Consider the following 18,872-nt stretch of genomic DNA (forward strand, 5'->3'; position numbering starts at 1 on the left):
GTTAATTATAAATAATTTTCTTAAAATTTATTAAATGAATAGTTAGACTTCATTAATTGAATTGGTACAATACTTGACGAATTGTCTTTTATCGTGTACAATAGGGGGAACAAATAACTTAAGATTAATCAAGAAAGCGAGGTGATTGTATGATTGAGAAGGTCTACCCGGTTTCCTTTGAAATTGAAGGACCGGCAGCCATGTTCACCAGACCGGATACGGGGTCATCGCCGATATCTTATCCGGCTCCCACTAAATCGGCTGTTAAGAGTATGTTCGAGTGTGTAACGATGTCCAAGCAGGCCTACTTTGAGCCGCAGAGGGTGGAAATTTGCAATCCTGTCGTCTACAGGAAGTATTCCACTAACTACAGTGGACCGCTGAAAAAATCGGGAACGTCTAACTTCCAGTTATTCGCAACTATTCTCGAAAACGTCTGCTATAAGGTGTACGGTGTTGTTTTGGCATACCAGATGCCCAGACAGGGTGAAAACCCACAGCACCAGCTGCAAGAGGTCTTTTTGCGGAGACTGGAGCAAGGATATCTGTTTTCTACACCGTTTCTGGGCTGGAAAGAATTCACGCCGTCTTATTTTGGTCCGCTGAGGGACTGTACCTCGGCAGAGCAGTCGATAAACCTGGTGATTTCATCCATACTGTCTACGATGTATACCAGACCTACAGATGGGCAGAGAAAACCAAAATTTATCCAGGCCGTAGAAATCAAGGAAGGGGTGATGTACTTTGCTGAATGAGGTACTGGAAGCGAGTAGAGACTTAGCGCATCACGGCCTGCTGCAATCTACCACACATCCTGACATCAAAAATGTCGGTAAGGCAGAATGCCTCGTGATAGAGATTGATCAAAATGGCAAAGCCCATGGGTTCCGATTTTTGACAAAGAAAGAAACGGCAGCGCTATGGAAACATTCAAAGGGCAATCATAATAGCTTTCCAGCGATACGCGTACAACATCCTTTGTTGGCAAGCACAGAAAGCAAGAAGATTGATGATGCGGAGTGGAAAAAGGCAAATATTTCGGACAAGCGAGAGGCGCTCCTACGGCTGAATTTTTCGGCTGTAAATGAGAAATGCGAGGAGATAGTGATCTCGGATTGGTCGCTAAAAAAATTAGAAGCTGTTTCCAATACCGAGGAGTCATCTCTGGAGGCGCTGAAACAACTGATTCATGTATTCCCCAGGCAGGGCGGACAAGGAGATTTCATTCGCGGAATTTTGGAGCATACATGTCAAATGCTGCTTGGATGCAATGACGATGGCATCTTGAATTACATAAAAGCGCTACTTGTTGGAAATGAAAAAAATGGACAGTATATTGCAAACTGCATGACCTATTATGACGTCTACGAGGTCAGCCGTTTCGATAATCTGGTCAGTGCAAAGGAAACACAAAGCAGCCTGATTGCTTTGCTCAATGAGTCCGAAGATAGCGATGATGCAGGAGATGAAGCATTGCTAGTGTCCGCTTTGACTGGAAGGAAGACCAAAGGGATTGAAAGCAAGTATCCCAACCCAAACCTGCCAATCCTGGGGTTGACCTACCTGTATTCAAAGAAAGCCGACATACCTTGCCTAGCACGGTATGGCTTAACCAGTGTGGATGCTTTTCCTGCGGGACAGGACGAAGTTATCAAGTTGAACGATACGTTGGCGTTTTTGACATCAGCGGATAGGGAAGGGAAAACATGGAGGCTGATGGGAAGCTGCATCAGTGATAAACCGCAGCTGCTTATCGCATATTTGGAAGACGATCCTAAAAATGACGCACTTTTGGCGAGTGTGTTGAGTGCGCTGTCAGAATACGAGACTAACGATGAATATCGAGAAGAAAAAACTTCATACTATGAGGTCCTGTGTGGGCAAGTAATCGGTGGAATAGAGCAGGTGCTGAAAGGAAATCCCAACACACAGGTGGAACTACTGATCCTAGAAAGCCTTGATGCAGGTCGTAAACAGATTTCTTATGAAGAGCGCTTGAGTGCGAAATTGTTTGTTGATAATTTAAAGCTTTGGGACGCAGCCTTCAAAAATTGGCCGCCTGTTGAACTGAGGCTCTGGCAGAAAAAGAAAGCAGGAGAACAAAAAGGCACGGCAACCGTTTATGGGAAAATCTGCCCTGGTCCTGACGAAATGTGCAGGCTGTTCAAATATAATTACACAAGGAATGGTGTTTCGGAGATGCTCAAGCATAGTGCTGTTTCCATCTCAGAAATATATGGGCTGTATATGCCAAGAAATCGAGGTACAGAAAACTGGAACCAATTGCTGGATAGAATAATGGAAATTACAGTGCAGAAAAGCGGTCAGTTTTTAAGTGATATCGGATGTGTCCTTAATGCGACCTACGCTTTACCATCGGGGAACAGGTCAAAAACTCGGGCTAGGCAGGCATCGCTGTTCATCTCGATGCTGTCAATCTTGCTATATCTGAAGGACATCAGAAAGGAGAATTATATGAAAAGTGTGGCGTATAATGTTGGTCAGTTTCTTCAACTGGCAGATATTTTACACAAGGAGTATCACATCCACGAGAGGAATGGCGGAAATAGAAAGAACCCTTTACCATCAACATTGATGGGAAACGATGTGTTCTTAGTCGCCGCAGAAAACCCAATTGAAGGTATGAATCGGCTTGAAGAAAGAATGAAAATCTATATCGGATGGGCGAGGCTTATGCCGACAGAAAAAAGCGGTTGTGCCAAATGGGCGCTGAAAAGGCTGGAAGAAGTGTCTGCAAGTATTGCAGAAGGAAATTTACCGGAACGCTTTACGCCGGAAGAAAAGGCGCAGGTTCTACTGGGCTATCTGGCAAAAATAGAAGGTAAGGATGAGAAAGATGCAGAATAATGCACAGGAGGAAAAGAAATGAGTGATTTTATCAATAGAGGTACAGGTTTATTACTGATTGACGTGACGAATTCTAACCCAAATGGCGATCCTGACCGTGATAGTGACCCTCGCGTTCGCCAAGATAGAAGAGGAGAAATATCCCCGGTATCTTTTAAACACAAAATCAGAGAACTAATCGAAGAAAAGAGTTCGCCATTATGGCAGGAGATTGCAGAAGAACTGAATTTGCCTGAAATAGGATTTGACATTTTGGAAAGCAAGAATACCAAACGTGTGGAGGCACAGAAATTGACGGCGGAGGAATTGGTCGCAAAATACTGGGATGTAAGAGTATTTGGCACAACCTTCCTTGAGGAAAAAGCGCAATCCTTTATCGCATCAGGCGTAGCACAGTTTGGATTAGGCGTTTCACTAGATCCAGTTGAGGTTGAACGCATGACGACGACAAAGGTGTTCCCAGTGGAGGAAAACAAATCAAGAGGAATGGCGCCGCTGGCATACAGAATCGTAACCTATGGCTTGTATGCTATGCCGTTTTTTATCAATGCAACAGCAGCACAGAAAACTCATTGCACAAAAAAGGACATTGATCTGCTTCTTAGGTTGATTCCACACGCATATAAGGAGACTGCTTCCTATATCCGCTCTCAGGTTGACATTCGCTACGCTTTTTACGTGGAGCATAATCGTGCGAGGGGAACGTTTAATGATTTTAAAATCTTAGAGTCTATGACGCCTGTGAGATTTGAACAGAAAGAAGGTCCGGCTTCTTCGTGGAAAGACTACGATGAAGAGGCATTGCTCAAGAGCATAGAACGCCTCAATCAATCCCTAGAAGGTAAAGCTTCACCAGTAGTGGATTTAATGGAGGAGTTATGGAACCGTTAGCTAGAAGCAGCGCTACAACTGGAACCAATGCGCAGCCCTATCAGACGCATATAAAGGGTGTATTAAAGAAGGTGATAGATAACTTAAAGAGGATTACTCCATTTACCAATCTAGAAAGAGCAGAATATCATAACAGGATATTGAAGCGAGCCGCTCTGACCCATGACTTAGGTAAGCTTGCTGATCAAAATCAAAACGCCTTACGTAAATCTCAAAAGGGAAAACGTCAGCCGTTGCCTATCGATCATCGCGATGCTGGAGTAAAATATTTGCTTGGGTGTCAGTCCGAAAATCCTGAGGCGGTGATGGTGTATGCGCACCATCCTCCAGGACTGCCTAATTTACCTGCTGAAATATTGTCTGCACATCCATATCGCTCAAGTGATGCGATGACGAGAGAAGATTCAGAGCAAAATTTACAGAGGTATGTAGAATTACATACCTCTGTTGTTGGAACCATACCTGAGCCATGTTCATCAAAGAAGCTGTCTGCAATGGAATATCGCATATTGTTAAGTTGCCTCGTGGATGCTGACTATTCAGATGCAGCAAATGTATCACCTGTCAGAATTGACACGAGGTGGAAAGAGCGCCTCGATAAATTAAAGGAGTATACGGCAGATTTGCAAAAACAGGAGGGCAATTCTGAAAGGAATCATTTAAGGAAACTGTTATTTGAAGCATGTTTGCAAGCATCTGTGAAAGATTCAATGACCTATTGCGACAGCCCAGTTGGTACAGGAAAAACAACAGCTGTCATGGCTCATATGCTGAAAGTGGCATCGACTTATGACCTGAGACATATATTTATTGTGCTGCCATACACTAACATTATATCTCAGACTGTAAAAATACTTCGTGAGGCATTAGTTCTTAACGGTGAGAATCCGCAGTCCATCGTGGCAGAGCATCATCATCAGGCAGATTTTGAAAGTCATGAACTGCAGCATTTAGCCACGACCTGGCAGGCTCCGATCATTGTGACGACCAGTGTCCAATTTTTTGAAACTTTGTCTAGCAGTCATCCTGCAAAGCTTCGCAAGCTACATCAGCTGGCGGGCAGTGGGATCATCTTCGATGAAAGCCACAGTCTGCTGCCGATGAAGCTTTGGCCGGTATCCTGGAGCTGGCTAAGCGACTTTACGACCAAGTGGGGAGGACATGTTTGCTTCTGTTCTGGAACAATGATTAAATTTTGGGAGAATCATTGGTTAGTAAAGCGATCAGAGATAGAAGTGAAATCCCTTTTGCCTGATGAGGTCATAGCAGAACTGAATCAAGCTGAAGAGAATAGGATCTTACTGGATATACGGGACAAAAAAGAAATAAGCCATTTTCAAAATACCGAGAAATTGGCAGAACATATTGCACAGTACTTTGGCTCTAAAGTAGTTGTTTTAAACACAGTGTATTCTGCTGCTTATTTTGCATATTATTTAAGACAAAGTGGAAAGGATGTTCTGCACTTGTCAACGGCTTTATCGCCTGAGGATCGAGAAGCAGTAATCGAAGAGGTCAAACATAGATTGTCCCTTGGTGAAGCAGCGGGAGATTGGATATTAGTTGCAACCAGTATTATAGAATGCGGTATGGATTTGTCATTTCATTACGGCTTTTGCGAATGGCGATCATTGGCAAGTTACATACAGCTAAGCGGGAGAGTTGGCAGAAACTTTGAGTATGAAGACAGTTTTCTTTCGCTATTTAGTATAACAGATGATCATATTACGAGTAATCCATGGGTAAGAAATACGCAGCAGATATTTTACCGAATGATTGAAGAAGGATTACTTTCCAAGGAATCGATTACAGAGGCAATAAGTGAAGCATTTGCAAATGAATATAAGCTGGATCCAACGGCCTCTGCTCTTGCGGACTTACTCTACAAGGCCGAAAGACAAAGAAATTTTAAAGATGTCGATGCGCAATACAATGTAATAGAAGATGAAAAACGTATTACTGCAATCGTAAATCCAGAAATTGCTGCTAGAATTAAAGCTGGTAAGTACATCACCGCAACTGAATTACAGAGAGGCAGTGTGAATATACGCAGTTCTCTTCTAGAAAAATTAGGTATTGAGATGTCCGAATTACCAATATTGAATGAAAAACAATACGATAGTTTTATCGGCTATATGAAAAGCTTAATATGATTATAAGTAAGATCACAGTAAAAGTTAAACCAATCAGAAATCAAATTTTGCATTTCATGGACGCAATCGGAGACCACCTCTGGATAACATCAATGCTTTGCTTTCTTTTGCATACACTGTTCTTGGCAATGAATGTGCAGCGGCGCTAGAAAGCGTGGGTCTCGACCCGTATGTTGGATTTTTGCATCGGGACAGACCGGGCAGACAATCGCTGTCGTTAGATTTAATGGAAGAGCTGCGTGGTATCATGGCTGACCGATTTGCTCTGACTTTGATTAATAAAAAAATAATTAAAGGAGAGCATTTTGATCATCAAGGTGATGGTGCCGTTTTGCTAAGTGATGAAGGAAGAAAGCAGTTTTTTGCCGCATGGCAGCAGCGTAAAAAGGAAACGATTACGCATCCGTTCCTCGATGAAAAGATTCCGTGGGGATTGGTGCCATATGTGCAGGCGATGCTTTTGGCACGAACGATTCGAGGCGATTTGGAGAGCTATCCGCCATTTTTATGGAAGTAAGGAGTGTGATATATGTTAGTTTTGATTACTTATGATGTGTCTACCCAGGATGGTGCCGGAAAGAAAAGACTGCGTAAAGTAGCCAAAGAGTGTGTGAATTATGGTCAAAGAGTGCAGAACTCGGTATTTGAGTGTATACTTGATGCATCGCAGGCCTTACTGCTGAAAGATAAGCTCTTGTCAATTATTGATGAGAGCCAAGATAGCCTTCGTTTTTATAATCTTGGAAATAACTATGAGACAAAAGTCGAACATTATGGAGCTAAAGAAAGTTATAAAGCAGAAGGTATTTTGATGGTATAATCTTGGTGCGAAAGGCAAGTGAACATGAAATCCCAGGGTCTTTCGCACCTAATTCGTTGTAGGTATAATCCCATATATGGGAATATATGTTATTGGTTGTTAGTTTAAAACTAAAAGAAATACAAATTAATGGGAATTTCTTTAGGGAGTTAGCATTAATTTGCGGTCGCACTCCGCATGGAGTGCGTGGATTGAAATGCTCTATAAAGGTCGCCTCATCGTATACGCCTCTCTCGTCGCACTCCGCATGGAGTGCGTGGATTGAAATCGTTACCTCCTGTGACCAGTATTCTTCTTGACACGATGTCGCACTCCGCATGGAGTGCGTGGATTGAAATACGAAAGACAACTTTTTTAAAATCCCGAAAGGCATGTCGCACTCCGCATGGAGTGCGTGGATTGAAATGATCGTGTTGGTAGTCCCTGTAAACTTTTCGTAGAGTCGCACTCCGCATGGAGTGCGTGGATTGAAATTCTAAGGTGCCCTTGTCCCTTCTGCAACTCACTTTCGTCGCACTCCGCATGGAGTGCGTGGATTGAAATACCGCCTCCCTTCACAACAGACACTTCGACAGAGTCGCACTCCGCATGGAGTGCGTGGATTGAAATTGCGAGAGGAAATACCTCTCGTCTACCTCGTCCTCTGTCGCACTCCGCATGGAGTGCGTGGATTGAAATCGTTGTCTATACATACATCAATGATGAACAGGGCATGTCGCACTCCGCATGGAGTGCGTGGATTGAAATGATGACCTGTTTTTCAACGCCGCCGTCTTCGTCCACGTCGCACTCCGCATGGAGTGCGTGGATTGAAATGGCATCTATACGGCAGAAGCTATCAAGGGCAGCACGGTCGCACTCCGCATGGAGTGCGTGGATTGAAATCAAAAAAAGACGGGCGGCAGCCATCCGCAATACAAGGTCGCACTCCGCATGGAGTGCGTGGATTCAAATCTTGCTCCAGTCACTCATATTAACGAGCATGTCTTCGTCGCACTCTGCACAGTCTAAAATACGGCAGCATTTTTTTGTACGCCCTGTAATATCAAAGTCACATCTTATGTGGATAATGCGGAGTTCAGCATTATCCATTATCACCATTCTACGAAGCAAAAGATCGGGCAGAAATCCATAGAATCACAAACGTTGGAGCCGAGCACAATAGGCTTTCAGCGTTATTTCTGATACCATAAAAGCCAAAGTCGGCAAGGCAATTGACCCTCAAATCAAAAAAGCAATCCTTTACAAGATGATTCTTTAGCATCTCCTTTGCATGAAATTCTTATTTTCGCAAACACTATCCATACGATAAAATTCGACAAAATATGTATTTGGGATTATATAATCAACGGCAGTCTCTCTAAGTGAGTTAAGTGTCGCACAAGATTATACTGTGCTTACTTGACAATCGCTGCAGAGATGATTTAGTACGAATTCCATCATCGTCGAAGGTTTCGTTTTATTATAATTTCGGTCCTTTCCTAGATAAAACAGGGCGTACTTTACAGTATTGTGCCCTGTTATACGAGAAAGATAATCAAACTTCAATATAAGAATTACGGAGGTGTATATTTTGAAAATGCAAGGAATAACAGAAAACAACGTCATGACTGGTGCTTCAGATGTAAGGGAACCAAAAAACGAAGGTATTCCAGTGGTACAGGGCGACCTTAAGCAGCCTGACGATACAGCTATGGCGGCCATTAATCAGCAAAAATCGACCCAGTCAAAAAGCAACGGTATTCCAGAGGGTCTGCTTGCTTTGATGCAGATCAAGAAGCAGCAGGCAGGATTACAGGAATTTGAGACTTTACAGAACAGCCCGCAAGTGGATATGGGAAACATCAAGTCCCGTGATTTGGGGAATATGCTTTCTGGGGAACTGGTACGCATAGGTGAAGCCGCAGCAAAGGCGCAGAACCCTGGGGTGGACTTTGGTAATCTGCCGTCCAGAGCTTTGACGGAGATGGGCAAAGACGTCATCAAATCGGAATAGGGCGCTTATTATGAAGAAAACAGGACTTCACTACTGCTGGCTGGTGCTGGCCGGCATCATTTTAATCAGAGGCTTTGCTGGCGGCGGCATCAACATGACCTCGGGGCTGTTTTTGGCGCCAGTAGCAGCAGATATCGGCGTTGGAATTGGCAGCCTTTCTATTTATCTGAGCATTACGTCCGTTGTCATGGTACTGTGGCTTCCCACCGCGGGAAAGCTGATTAACAAATATGATATACGCATCATGGCGATAGTTGGTGCAGTTCTTCAGGCCCTTTCTTTTGCTGCATTGGGGTTGATGGACAGCGTGTATGCCTGGTATCTCCTGGCTGTTCCCACCGCTATGGGTGCATCCATCGTGGTCAGCCTGCTGGGACCAATTTTAATCAATCGTTGGTTTGTTAAAAACGCAGGCCTGATGTTGGGCATCCAGATGGCTTTTGTCGGACTGTTCGGCGCTGTACTGCAGCCATTTACTTCGGTGCTTATCGCAGCCGAAGGCTGGAGATATTCGTACTTTATCATCGGCGGAATGACTTTTGTCGTCATCATTGGCGCGGCGCTTTTGCTCCTGCGAAATAAGCCGGAGGACAAAGGGTTACTGCCATACGGGGCTGATCTTGAAGACCGCGGTGAGGGAACTGCAGAGAAAACTAGCGGTCAGGAGTCAATTGAAATTCCTGAGAAAGAAGCCATTCGTTCTGCATCATTTGTCCTGCTGTTGCTTTTTATGATTGCAATTACAGGGGTCGGTGTCTTCACACAACATATTCCTACCTTTGGTGGAACCAGAGGTCTGACCATTGAAGAAACCGGCAAAGCTCTCGCATTTGCTTCTGTGGGGAATGCCATTGGCTCTATAGCCATCGGCGTGATCAGCGACCGCATCGGCAGTCTGAAAACCTGCTTTGGTATCATCGGACTTGGTTTGATTACTGTGGTGGGTTTCATGATCAGCGGACACAGCTTCATCGTCTTTGGCCTCTTGTCTTTTGTCCACGGTCTGGTGACGTCGGGTATCATGGTTTTAGCCCCAATTCTGACAATCACTTTCTATGGGAAAAAGGATTACGAAAAAATCTACGCCAAAGTCTCCATGGGTGCACCGCTGGCTTCAATTATTCTGATTCCAGTCTATGGGTTCATCTATGACTTGACCAAAAACTATACTTTGGTTTTGGCGGGGATGATCCTATTGCTTCTGATTGCAGCCTTTTGTATCACTGCTGGCTGGAAGAAACGGTGCACCGCAGCAGGATGTCCTGCTTTTAGAACAAAGTAATCTGTTTCGATGTAGTTTAGATTCTCCTAAAAATGGTATATATCATACAGCAAATTAGCAAAATTTACGAGTTCCATCCATGGCTCGGCGCAAAGCCGCGGCTGCGGAGGGAACTTTCATATTCTCGATTGGTGAGGGGCGGTCTGACGGCGACGGCGCTTGAAGGTGCTTTTGATGTAAGCCGGGGCTGCCTGCAACCGAGGATTTCATCTGCCAATAAAATCAGGAGAAGAACTGAGGAGGAATATCATGCTCACATTGAACAATGTATGCTGGAAGCCGGATGATGGCGAAGCAGTCTTAAAAGGAATTGACTTAAAGGTCCCTGCCGGGAAGCTGACCGTGGTAACGGGACCAAACGGCGGAGGTAAAACTTCCCTGGCCAAAGTAATTGCTGGTCTGAATGCAACTACAGAGGGCAGCATTTTGCTGGATGATATAGATATCACAGACAAAGATATCACGGAGAGAGCGCAGCTGGGTGTCAGCTATGCCTTCCAGCAGCCGGTGAGATTTAAAGGTGTCGCAGTCAGAGACCTTCTGGAGCTGGCAGCCGGCGGAACCATCGACGAGGAGAATGTCTGTAGCATCCTGGCGAAAGTCGGGCTCTGCACAAAGGATTATATCGACAGGGAGGTCAACGCCAGCTTGTCAGGAGGAGAAATCAAACGTATCGAAATCGCCACAGTATTGGCGAGAAAAAATAGCCGTCTTTTGATCTTTGACGAACCAGAAGCCGGTATCGACCTGTGGAGTTTTTCCGGACTCATTGAGACCTTCGAGGAATTAAAAAAAGAGAAAGACAAGTCTCTTCTGGTCATTTCTCATCAGGAAAGACTTTTGGAAATAGCAGATGAAATCGCCGTTATCGTAGACGGAAGGGTGCGCATCGCAGGCCCTGGTAAAGAAATCATGCCTCAGCTCATGGAGGGTGAGAAGTCAGGATCATGCCCGATGGGAAAGGAGTGGTAATCATGGACAAATTGACGATAGATCTATTAAAAGCAGTATCTGAATATGTAGACGGCGGTTATAGCGGCGCCTTTAATATTCGTGAAAACGGTGGCTGCGCAGGCAGACAGTCGACAGAAAATATCCGCATCGACGGCAAAGAGGACGGAAGCGGACTGGATATCTACATCAAAGCAGGCACGAAAGGCGAAAAAGTCTTTATACCGGCATGTGTGACGAGAGGAAATGTCAGTGATTTGGTATACAACGATTTCCATGTGGGTGAAGGCGCCGACGTGACCATCATCGCAGGCTGTGGTGTACACACTGACGACGAAGGAGAAGCGGCGCATAACGGAATACATAGGTTCTATCTGGAAAAAGGCGCCCATGTCCTCTACGAAGAAAAGCATCTGGGCACTGGTGAGGGCAGCGGTCAGAAGAAAATTGACCCTGTCACCCATGTGGAGTTGGCGGAGGATGCAGTTCTGGAGATGAACACCATCCAGCTGGGCGGTGTCGATCACTCTACGAGAACTACAGGCGGCAGTCTGGCTGACAGGGCAAAGCTGCTGATTCATGAGAGCATTATGACCGATGGAGAAGAATATGCCATGACTGATTTTGATGTGGATATGAATGGAGAAGATAGCGCAGTGGATCTGATTTCCCGCTCTGTCGCTAAGGGCAATTCCTACCAGGAGTATCATTCCCGCATCAAAGGTAATAACCGTTGCAGCGGGCATTCAGAATGTGATGCGATTCTTGTGGGAAAAGGCCGGGTCAATGCGGCACCAGAGCTTTACGCCGGACACCTGGACGCTTCCTTGATTCACGAGGCCGCCATCGGAAAAGTTGCGGGAGAACAGATTCTCAAGCTGCGCACCCTTGGTCTGACGGAAGAAGAAGCAGAGAAAAAGATTATAGAAGGGTTCTTGAAGGGATAATGACGAGCACGTTGGATTTGACTTTTACCCAGGTCTTGACAGACTGGTATAGAGAAAATAAAAGAGACCTGCCTTGGCGTAAGGACAAAAATCCTTACCACGTCTGGGTATCAGAAATCATGCTGCAGCAGACCCGCGTAGAAGCCGTCAGGGACTACTACACTCGTTTTATGAAAGAACTGCCTTCTGTCAGCGATTTGGCGGAGGCCGATGAGCAGACGCTGCTGAAGCTATGGCAAGGCCTGGGTTACTACAATCGCATCCGCAATATGCATAAAGCAGCTGCAGTCATCCAGAATGACTTTGGCGGGGACTTTCCTAAAACTTACGAGGTCATCAAAACATTGCCGGGCACCGGCGAGTACACGGCCGGCGCTATCGCATCAATCTGCTTTGATCAAAGAGTTGCCGCGGTGGACGGCAACGTTCTTCGGGTGATGAGCCGCCTCTGCGAGGATTACGAGGATATCAAAAGTGCTGCTATGAAGAAGCGCATAGCGGCATATCTGCAGGCACTTTATCCAGACGAAGGCTGCGGCGATTTTACCCAGGGGCTCATCGAGCTGGGCGCTTTGATCTGCGTACCCAATGGACCACCAAAGTGTGACTTCTGTCCTGTCAGCGGCTACTGCAAAGCGAGGGCGACGGGTACGACTGGTCTGCTTCCGGTCAAGAGCAGTAAAAAAGAACGGAAGAAAGTGCAAATGACCGTCTTTATCCTGCGATGCGGGGAAAAGCTGGCAGTTCGTCAGCGCGGCAAAAAAGGTCTTTTAGCCGGCTTATACGAGTTCCCCAATGTGGACCAGGAAATGACAGCGGAGCAAGCTGTCAAACAGGTTGAGGAATGGAGCTGCCGCCCGCGGGATTTGCAGAGGAAAGCGGAATACAGGCATATCTTTACACACGTAGAGTGGGAGATGACTGGCTACTATTTTTCCTGTGACAGCGAAAACGAAGAATTTCAGTGGGTGAGCGAAAAAGAGATGGAGATGGAGATTCCTCTCCCTTCTGCTTTCGGATATTTCATTTAATCAGCGCATAGAGTATAAGGACAGATTAATTGAGATAGGGGATTGCAATGACAAAAAAGCAAAAAATATTACTGGTGGCTGCAGGCGTAATCCTATTACTGACCTGCAGTTTTTGGCAGATAAACAAAATAGATGAATACAGCAGTCGGTATTTTCTCGATCATACGATGATTAACGGAGTTGATTGTTCCGGGATGACGGCAGCAGAGGCAAAAGAAACATTGACAAAACACTGGAATGACCACGATTTTGTGATTGAAAGAGAAGGTAAGGTAATGGGCAGGATAGAAAATCTGGATCTTACCTATGACATAGATCAGAAATTGCAAGAAGTGTTAGAGCGGCCGTTGTACAAACGTGTTTTCCATTATTTGACCAAAAAGAATGTGAAAATATCTATTGCTATGACAGTGAGGGAGGAAAGTAAAGGCTTTCAGAAGCAGACTGCTGCGATGAATTTCCTCAATCGAAAGTACACCGTAAAAACGAAAGACGCTTATGTGGATTTGTCCAATCGGAAGTTTGAGATCGTCAAAGAAGTGCAGGGTGATAACATCGACAGAGACCGATTTAAAAAAGCCGTACTGCAGTCCATCTCTGAGGGAAAATTCACCTTAGAGTACAAGGCAGAGGACTATTATCAGCAGCCGAAAATTTACAGTGTTGACCAGAAACTAAAGGAATACAGAGAGTATTGCAGAAAGAATTTCTCTCAGACGATTACTTACCGCTTTTACAACAAAGGCTATACGCTGACACCGGCAGACCTGCAGTCCATGATCACCGTTGAGGACGAAAAACGCCAGGTAAATGAGAAAGCTGTTGAGAAATTCGTTTCTCATCTGGCCATCACCTATGATACCCTGGGGACTGCCAGAAAGTTTCGCTCTACATACAAAGGGAATATCAGCGTAACTGGCGGCAGCTATGGATATCTCATCGACCAAAAGAAGGAGTTCCTGGCGCTGGTCAAAGATTTAAAAAGCGGGAAAGATGTAAGCCGGAAACCAAAATACAGCCAGATACCCTATTATACTGGCGGCGGTCTCAATGATATCGGTTCTGACTACGTGGAAATCGACATTGCAAATCAGCATTTATGGCTCTATCAAAAAGGCCATGTCGTGATCGAAAGCCCCATTGTCACGGGAAGTCTGGCAGGAGGTTATGCGACGCCGAAAGGCGTCTACTACCTGGTCTATAAGGCAGAAGGCGTCAGCCTGCGGGGACGGAACAGCGACGGATCGACTTATAACTCGCCTGTGAAATACTGGATGCCTTTTTATCAGGACTACGGCATGCACGACGCTTCCTGGCGTGGGGATTTTGGCGGCGATATCTATCGTACCAGCGGGTCCCACGGATGCGTCAATATGCCCAGCAACTCTGCGGCCATTCTATATGCGAGGATAACGGCTGGATACCCGGTAGTTGTACATTAAGCAAAGCCTTTCTTCAATAGCGATTATTCGTTTGCATAATGTGACCTTTTTTATTATAATAAACGCAGTGATTTTACGACCAAGAGGTAAGGAAGCGTTTATTGAAACATGAATTCTGATTGTAAATTCAAAGGAATATTCATGTTATATAAAAGATACAACAAAAGGACAAAGAGGAGAGAGATTATGAGAAAGAAGTTTATCGCACTAGCAATGATTGTCGTTTTTGCCTTTGCTGTGACAAGCTGTGGTTCCATCAGAACTGTAGCAGGCCCAGATCTTGAGAAACCGGTTTTCATCAAGCAGCTGGTTTATACTGACGAAATGGATATAGAGCTGTCTTATATTCAAGACTATAACTGGGATAAAGTCGTCTCCAAGGTTGCCGTAGTCGATGGACCAAAGGGCGTAAAATGCAGGGTTTATGACAACGATGAGTACCAGGAAGATGAAAAATATACGCTCATCACAGTTCATGTCGGCATCGGAAGCAGTCAGATTAACGATTCTGGTGAACTGCCGGAAGACATCAAATTTAGCAAGGTGAAAATTACCTGGGACGACGGAAGTGAGACTACAGAGGATGTGGGAAATATCGTGATCTCTTCAGATGATTTTGATTACGATATGATTGACGAAAGCGGCGACGGTGACAGGGGCAATAGTTATGTGAACTTAGAACCAGCAGAGAAGGATACAGAACTTACCGGACTGAAGTTTAGGATGGAAGGCGCAGAGAAGTATTTTACAGATATTTTATTTAACGAAACGCCGTTGAGCGAAATCAGCGTCAAACACCCACTGAAATTAAGAGCAGGAGAATCGATGAACATTACCGTAGACATTAACAACCATGGAGATTATGGCAACGTCTATATAGCAGCAGATGTCATGGAAAAGACAAAGAAGGGGGAAGCCGTCTACGCAACTGTCTTCTTAGGATGGAATATCTGGGACGACGGCAATATCAAAGATTACTTAAAAACGATATTGGAATAAGAATCATGAGACCGGATTAAAAGAAATCCGGTCTTTTTTGTGCAAAAAGTGAAACTGCCATTGACATAGTAAAACACAATCATATATTATAGACTATGTGTCGAAATTGAACTAGTTATGGAAAGAACAATAAATTAACAAAGGTAGGAGTAACAAATGAAACAAAAGCAAAACCGAATTTGGAACGGTATTGAGCGGTTCGGCAACCGCCTCCCTCACCCCGTGTACATTTTCATCATTTTGACCGTCGTCGTGTTTGTCGTGTCTGCTCTGTGTTCCAGCATAGAGTTTCCACATCCAAACACCGGCGAAGCACAGCACATCAGCAACCTGATGAGCAAAGAAGGACTGACCTGGTTCCTGCAATCCATGGTCGAGAATTTTGTAACCTTCAGCCCTCTGGGCGTAACCTTAGTCGCCATGCTGGGTATCGGTATCGCAGAGGAGACAGGACTTGTCAAAACGGTTATCAAATCCAGTATTGCAGGCGCACCGAAGTTCCTGGTGACTGCCATCGTTCTGCTCGTCGGTATCATGGGAAGCCTGGCAGGATCAGCCACCTTCGTCATCATCCCGCCGCTGGGTGCAATGATTTTCAGAGGAATGGGACGTCATCCGATTGCGGGACTGGCTACCGGCTTTGCCGGTGTTGCGGCAGGACTTTCCGCCAACCTGATGGTTACGCAGACAGACATTCTGCTCTCCGGCATCACACAGTCTGCTGCCCAGATTTATGATCCGAACTATACAGTCAACCCTACAGTGAACTGGTACTTCATGGCGGCTTCTACTGTCATGCTGACCATCGTAGGCACAATCGTCGTAGAGAAGGTCATTGAACCGAGACTCGGTGAGTACAAAGTAGAAGAAGGCGAGCCTGGCGCTATTGAGACAGAGGATACCACTCTGACAGCAGTTACTGCAGAAGAAAAATCCGGCATGAAATGGGCTGGTATTGCGGTACTGGTATATCTGGCCATTCTGGCAATCACTATCGTTCCGAAAAACGGAATTCTCAGAGGCGAAGACGGCGCAATCATTGATTCACCGTTCTTTAGCAGCATGGTGCCAATCTTGACTATTTTCTTCCTGGTCGCTGGACTTGCCTATGGCATCAAGACCAAGGTGATCAAAAAGTCGGCTGATGTTGTGCAGCTTTGGGGAAAATCCATGGCCGGACTGGCAGGCTTCGTCGTTCTTTGCTTTTTCGCTGGACAGTTCGTCAAAGCGTTTGCCCAGTCTAATTTGGGGTTATACTTATCAGTAAAGGGATCTGAATTCCTCAGTGGAAGCAGCCTGACCGGAGCGCCGCTGATCGTAGGCTTTATCTGCATTACGATGCTGATTAACTTTATGATTGGCAGCGCGTCAGCAAAATGGGCACTGATGGCGCCGATTTTTGTACCGATGTTCATGAAGCTGGGTTTTACTCCGGCCTTTACACAGGCTGCATTCCGTATTGCAGATTCCGTAACCAACGCCGTTTCACCGCTTGAGCCATTCATGCCGTTTATCATCATGACTGCGCTGAAGTATGATAGAAAATCTGGCCTTGGTTCCATTATTGCGACCATGCTTCCGCTGGTAATTTCCTTTGCGATCAGCTGGATCATTCTGATTCTGATCTGGTACAAGCTGAACCTGCCACTGGGACCGGGAAGCAGCATCTTTATGTAAGGAGATAGAAATGTTAGCAGAGAAATATATAGAAACTTTAACGAAGGAATTAGAGAGCAGACGTGAAGCTCTGACGACAATGAGCCGCACCATCTGGGAAAATCCAGAAATCGGCCATCAGGAATACACGGCATCGAAGCTTCTGACAGAAATGCTGGCAGATAACGGCTTTGAAGTGGAAAAAGGCGTCTGTGACATGGAGACAGCCTTTGCCGCTGTAAAAAAGTCCGGCAAACCGGGTCCTGTCATCGCTTTTGTGGCAGAATATGACGCTTTGCCACAGATCGGACATGCCTGTGGGCACAATCTGTTTTGCTGTTCTGCTGTAGGCGCAGGTATCGCACTTTCGCATCTGCAAGAAGAACTAGGTGGAGAAGTACGCGTTCTGGGCACTCCGGCAGAAGAGGGAACAGTACCAAACTACGGTGCCAAGGTAGTTTTCGTAGAAAAAGGCTACTTTGACGATGTAGATGTTGTGTTTACTGCTCACGGAGAGGGTGAAACGGTGATTGAACGCTCTCTAGTCGCAGCGACTATGATAAAAATAAGATTCAAGGGAGTGGCTATTCATGCAGGCGGCGATCAGGTTCACGGCAAAAATGCCCTGACGGCAGGCATGCTCTGTATCAACAATATGAATGCAATTCGCCAGCAGAACCGGCCATGTGACGTAGTCAATTCTATCGTCACTGACGGCGGCCTTGCTGCTAATACTATTCCGGACAACTGTGAACTGCAGTTCAGCATTCGTTCAGACACCTCAGAACATCTGAAACGGGTATTTACCAACCTGGAACATTCTGCTCAGGCGGCAGCTTTGGTTACAGGCTGTGAGTACGAGATGGAGGCGGTCAAGAATCCGATGAGAGATACGAAATCCAACCATCAGCTGGGTTTGGTGCTGGCTGAGTATCTGGACAGCATCGGAGAACCTTATACACAGGCCGATTCCAGAAACTTCGCGTGGGACGTGGGTGATATCACTTATGTCTGCCCGACTTTGGGATCTTACTTTAAGATGGGACCAGAAGATATCATCTGTCATACACCGGGCTTCCGCGAGGCAGCGGGTTCCAAGCAGGGTTTTGACGGTATGATGCTGGCGGCAAAGGGACTGGGCGCTGTTGCCTGCGAGTATCTGGTCAATCCGGAACTTCGCCAGCAGGCTTGGAAAGAATTCGAAGAAACGCGTAAATAATAAGAAAAAGATGTTTCATCTATGGAAAACTACAGACTTCCATAGGTGGAACATCTTTTTCTTTACAGAGGGATTATTTTATTGACATTAATCCGAAATCGGATTATAATATGTTCTGGATTTGTCCGAAATCGGATTATAATAAGGTGGTTTTAAATGGAAGACAAGATAATTGGTCAGATGATATTGTACAATCAGTTGGCAAAGGAACTAGACGGGCTTTACCATCTCTATGCGAGAAAAAGCGGGCTTTCAGATACGGCTTTCTGGATTCTCTACAGCGTAGAAGAGAGCCAGTCTGTGTATACACAGAAAGAACTCTGTGAGGCGTGGTCCTACAGCCGGCAGACCGTCAACTCTGCGCTGAAAAAGCTGGTCTCACAGGGCATGATAGAGTTGAAGCCATTGGCAGACAATCGGAAGAATAAACAGATTATACTGACGGAAGCCGGCAAAGAACTGGTGGCAAAAGTGATTTCACCTTTGATCGAGGCGGAGAAGAGCGGTTTTATCAGATTGGGGGATCAAGATGCCGATGAATTTCTGAGACTGACTAAAAAATATTTAGATCTGTTTCATGAAGAAATCGAGCAGATTTTGAAATAGATACACAGAAG

Annotated in this window: 15 protein-coding genes, 1 pseudogene and 1 CRISPR repeat array; all 16 genes and pseudogenes read left to right on the forward strand. The window is 45.5% G+C overall.

Features of this window, described 5'->3' with window-relative positions; genetic code table 11:
* Positions 1 to 149: 149 nt before the first annotated feature.
* A complete protein-coding gene (gene cas5 / locus ACMQ5W_RS00920; protein ID WP_419022638.1) occupies positions 150 to 755 on the forward strand; it encodes a CRISPR-associated protein Cas5 in 606 nt (201 codons plus the stop codon).
* A complete protein-coding gene (locus ACMQ5W_RS00925) occupies positions 745 to 2,868 on the forward strand; it encodes a hypothetical protein (RefSeq protein ID WP_419022639.1) in 2,124 nt (707 codons plus the stop codon). The genes cas5 and ACMQ5W_RS00925 overlap by 11 nt, the downstream gene beginning before the upstream one ends.
* Positions 2,869 to 2,886: 18 nt before the next feature.
* A complete protein-coding gene (locus ACMQ5W_RS00930) occupies positions 2,887 to 3,759 on the forward strand; it encodes a type I CRISPR-associated protein Cas7 (protein ID WP_419022641.1) in 873 nt (290 codons plus the stop codon).
* Positions 3,747 to 5,912, forward strand: a complete 2,166-nt coding sequence (locus ACMQ5W_RS00935; protein ID WP_419022642.1) for a DEAD/DEAH box helicase — start codon at positions 3,747 to 3,749, stop codon at positions 5,910 to 5,912. Before ACMQ5W_RS00930 ends, ACMQ5W_RS00935 begins: the two co-directional genes overlap by 13 nt.
* Before the next feature lie 52 nt (positions 5,913 to 5,964).
* Positions 5,965 to 6,429, forward strand: a pseudogene (gene cas1, locus ACMQ5W_RS00940) (CRISPR-associated endonuclease Cas1); the annotation flags it as partial.
* A 12-nt stretch (positions 6,430 to 6,441) separates the two neighbouring features.
* Positions 6,442 to 6,732, forward strand: coding sequence for a CRISPR-associated endonuclease Cas2 (gene cas2, locus ACMQ5W_RS00945; protein ID WP_419022644.1), 291 nt, complete (start codon positions 6,442 to 6,444; stop codon positions 6,730 to 6,732).
* A 165-nt stretch (positions 6,733 to 6,897) separates the two neighbouring features.
* Positions 6,898 to 7,686: direct repeats of the CRISPR family, unit length 33 nt; unit sequence GTCGCACTCCGCATGGAGTGCGTGGATTGAAAT.
* A gap of 619 nt (positions 7,687 to 8,305) precedes the next feature.
* Positions 8,306 to 8,728, forward strand: a complete 423-nt coding sequence (locus ACMQ5W_RS00950) for a hypothetical protein (protein WP_419022646.1) — start codon at positions 8,306 to 8,308, stop codon at positions 8,726 to 8,728.
* Between the two features lie 10 nt (positions 8,729 to 8,738).
* Positions 8,739 to 10,010 carry an MFS transporter gene (locus tag ACMQ5W_RS00955; protein ID WP_419022648.1) on the forward strand — a complete coding sequence of 424 codons (1,272 nt, stop codon included), beginning with the start codon at positions 8,739 to 8,741 and terminating at the stop codon, positions 10,008 to 10,010.
* A gap of 249 nt (positions 10,011 to 10,259) precedes the next feature.
* On the forward strand, positions 10,260 to 10,982 hold the full coding sequence (locus ACMQ5W_RS00960) for an ATP-binding cassette domain-containing protein (protein ID WP_419022650.1): 723 nt from the start codon (positions 10,260 to 10,262) through the stop codon (positions 10,980 to 10,982).
* 2 nt (positions 10,983 to 10,984) lie between these two features.
* Positions 10,985 to 11,908, forward strand: coding sequence for a SufB/SufD family protein (locus ACMQ5W_RS00965; RefSeq protein WP_419022651.1), 924 nt, complete (start codon positions 10,985 to 10,987; stop codon positions 11,906 to 11,908).
* Positions 11,908 to 12,939 carry an A/G-specific adenine glycosylase gene (mutY, locus tag ACMQ5W_RS00970; protein WP_419022653.1) on the forward strand — a complete coding sequence of 344 codons (1,032 nt, stop codon included), beginning with the start codon at positions 11,908 to 11,910 and terminating at the stop codon, positions 12,937 to 12,939. Before ACMQ5W_RS00965 ends, mutY begins: the two co-directional genes overlap by 1 nt.
* 47 nt (positions 12,940 to 12,986) lie before the next feature.
* A complete protein-coding gene (locus tag ACMQ5W_RS00975) occupies positions 12,987 to 14,381 on the forward strand; it encodes a L,D-transpeptidase family protein (protein ID WP_419022655.1) in 1,395 nt (464 codons plus the stop codon).
* A 186-nt stretch (positions 14,382 to 14,567) separates the two neighbouring features.
* Complete coding sequence (locus ACMQ5W_RS00980; protein WP_419022657.1) at positions 14,568 to 15,380, forward strand: hypothetical protein; 813 nt, start codon at positions 14,568 to 14,570, stop codon at positions 15,378 to 15,380.
* A 156-nt stretch (positions 15,381 to 15,536) separates the two neighbouring features.
* Positions 15,537 to 17,057, forward strand: a complete 1,521-nt coding sequence (locus tag ACMQ5W_RS00985) for an AbgT family transporter (RefSeq protein WP_419022659.1) — start codon at positions 15,537 to 15,539, stop codon at positions 17,055 to 17,057.
* 10 nt (positions 17,058 to 17,067) lie between these two features.
* Complete coding sequence (locus ACMQ5W_RS00990; RefSeq protein ID WP_419022661.1) at positions 17,068 to 18,255, forward strand: M20 family metallopeptidase; 1,188 nt, start codon at positions 17,068 to 17,070, stop codon at positions 18,253 to 18,255.
* Between the two features lie 156 nt (positions 18,256 to 18,411).
* Positions 18,412 to 18,861 (forward strand): MarR family winged helix-turn-helix transcriptional regulator, encoded by a 450-nt coding sequence (locus ACMQ5W_RS00995; protein WP_419022663.1) that lies wholly within the window; start codon positions 18,412 to 18,414, stop codon positions 18,859 to 18,861.
* The last annotated feature ends 11 nt before the right edge of the window (positions 18,862 to 18,872 follow it).

Origin of the sequence: Emergencia sp., assembly GCF_048465375.1 — a bacterium.
In the GTDB taxonomy this organism is placed as follows: Bacteria; Bacillota; Clostridia; order Peptostreptococcales; family Anaerovoracaceae; genus Senimuribacter.

Bases quoted from the DNA above. Each gene is read 5' to 3' on its own strand.
- cas5 (WP_419022638.1), top strand. From the start codon at position 150: ATGATTGAGAAGGTCTACCCGGTTTCCTTTGAAATTGAAGGACCGGCA.
- ACMQ5W_RS00930 (WP_419022641.1), top strand. From the start codon at position 2,887: ATGAGTGATTTTATCAATAGAGGTACAGGTTTATTACTGATTGACGTG.
- ACMQ5W_RS00935 (WP_419022642.1), top strand. From the start codon at position 3,747: ATGGAACCGTTAGCTAGAAGCAGCGCTACAACTGGAACCAATGCGCAG.
- cas2 (WP_419022644.1), top strand. From the start codon at position 6,442: ATGTTAGTTTTGATTACTTATGATGTGTCTACCCAGGATGGTGCCGGA.
- ACMQ5W_RS00955 (WP_419022648.1), top strand. From the start codon at position 8,739: ATGAAGAAAACAGGACTTCACTACTGCTGGCTGGTGCTGGCCGGCATC.
- ACMQ5W_RS00960 (WP_419022650.1), top strand. From the start codon at position 10,260: ATGCTCACATTGAACAATGTATGCTGGAAGCCGGATGATGGCGAAGCA.
- ACMQ5W_RS00965 (WP_419022651.1), top strand. From the start codon at position 10,985: ATGGACAAATTGACGATAGATCTATTAAAAGCAGTATCTGAATATGTA.
- mutY (WP_419022653.1), top strand. From the start codon at position 11,908: ATGACGAGCACGTTGGATTTGACTTTTACCCAGGTCTTGACAGACTGG.
- ACMQ5W_RS00975 (WP_419022655.1), top strand. From the start codon at position 12,987: ATGACAAAAAAGCAAAAAATATTACTGGTGGCTGCAGGCGTAATCCTA.
- ACMQ5W_RS00980 (WP_419022657.1), top strand. From the start codon at position 14,568: ATGAGAAAGAAGTTTATCGCACTAGCAATGATTGTCGTTTTTGCCTTT.
- ACMQ5W_RS00985 (WP_419022659.1), top strand. From the start codon at position 15,537: ATGAAACAAAAGCAAAACCGAATTTGGAACGGTATTGAGCGGTTCGGC.
- ACMQ5W_RS00990 (WP_419022661.1), top strand. From the start codon at position 17,068: ATGTTAGCAGAGAAATATATAGAAACTTTAACGAAGGAATTAGAGAGC.
- ACMQ5W_RS00995 (WP_419022663.1), top strand. From the start codon at position 18,412: ATGGAAGACAAGATAATTGGTCAGATGATATTGTACAATCAGTTGGCA.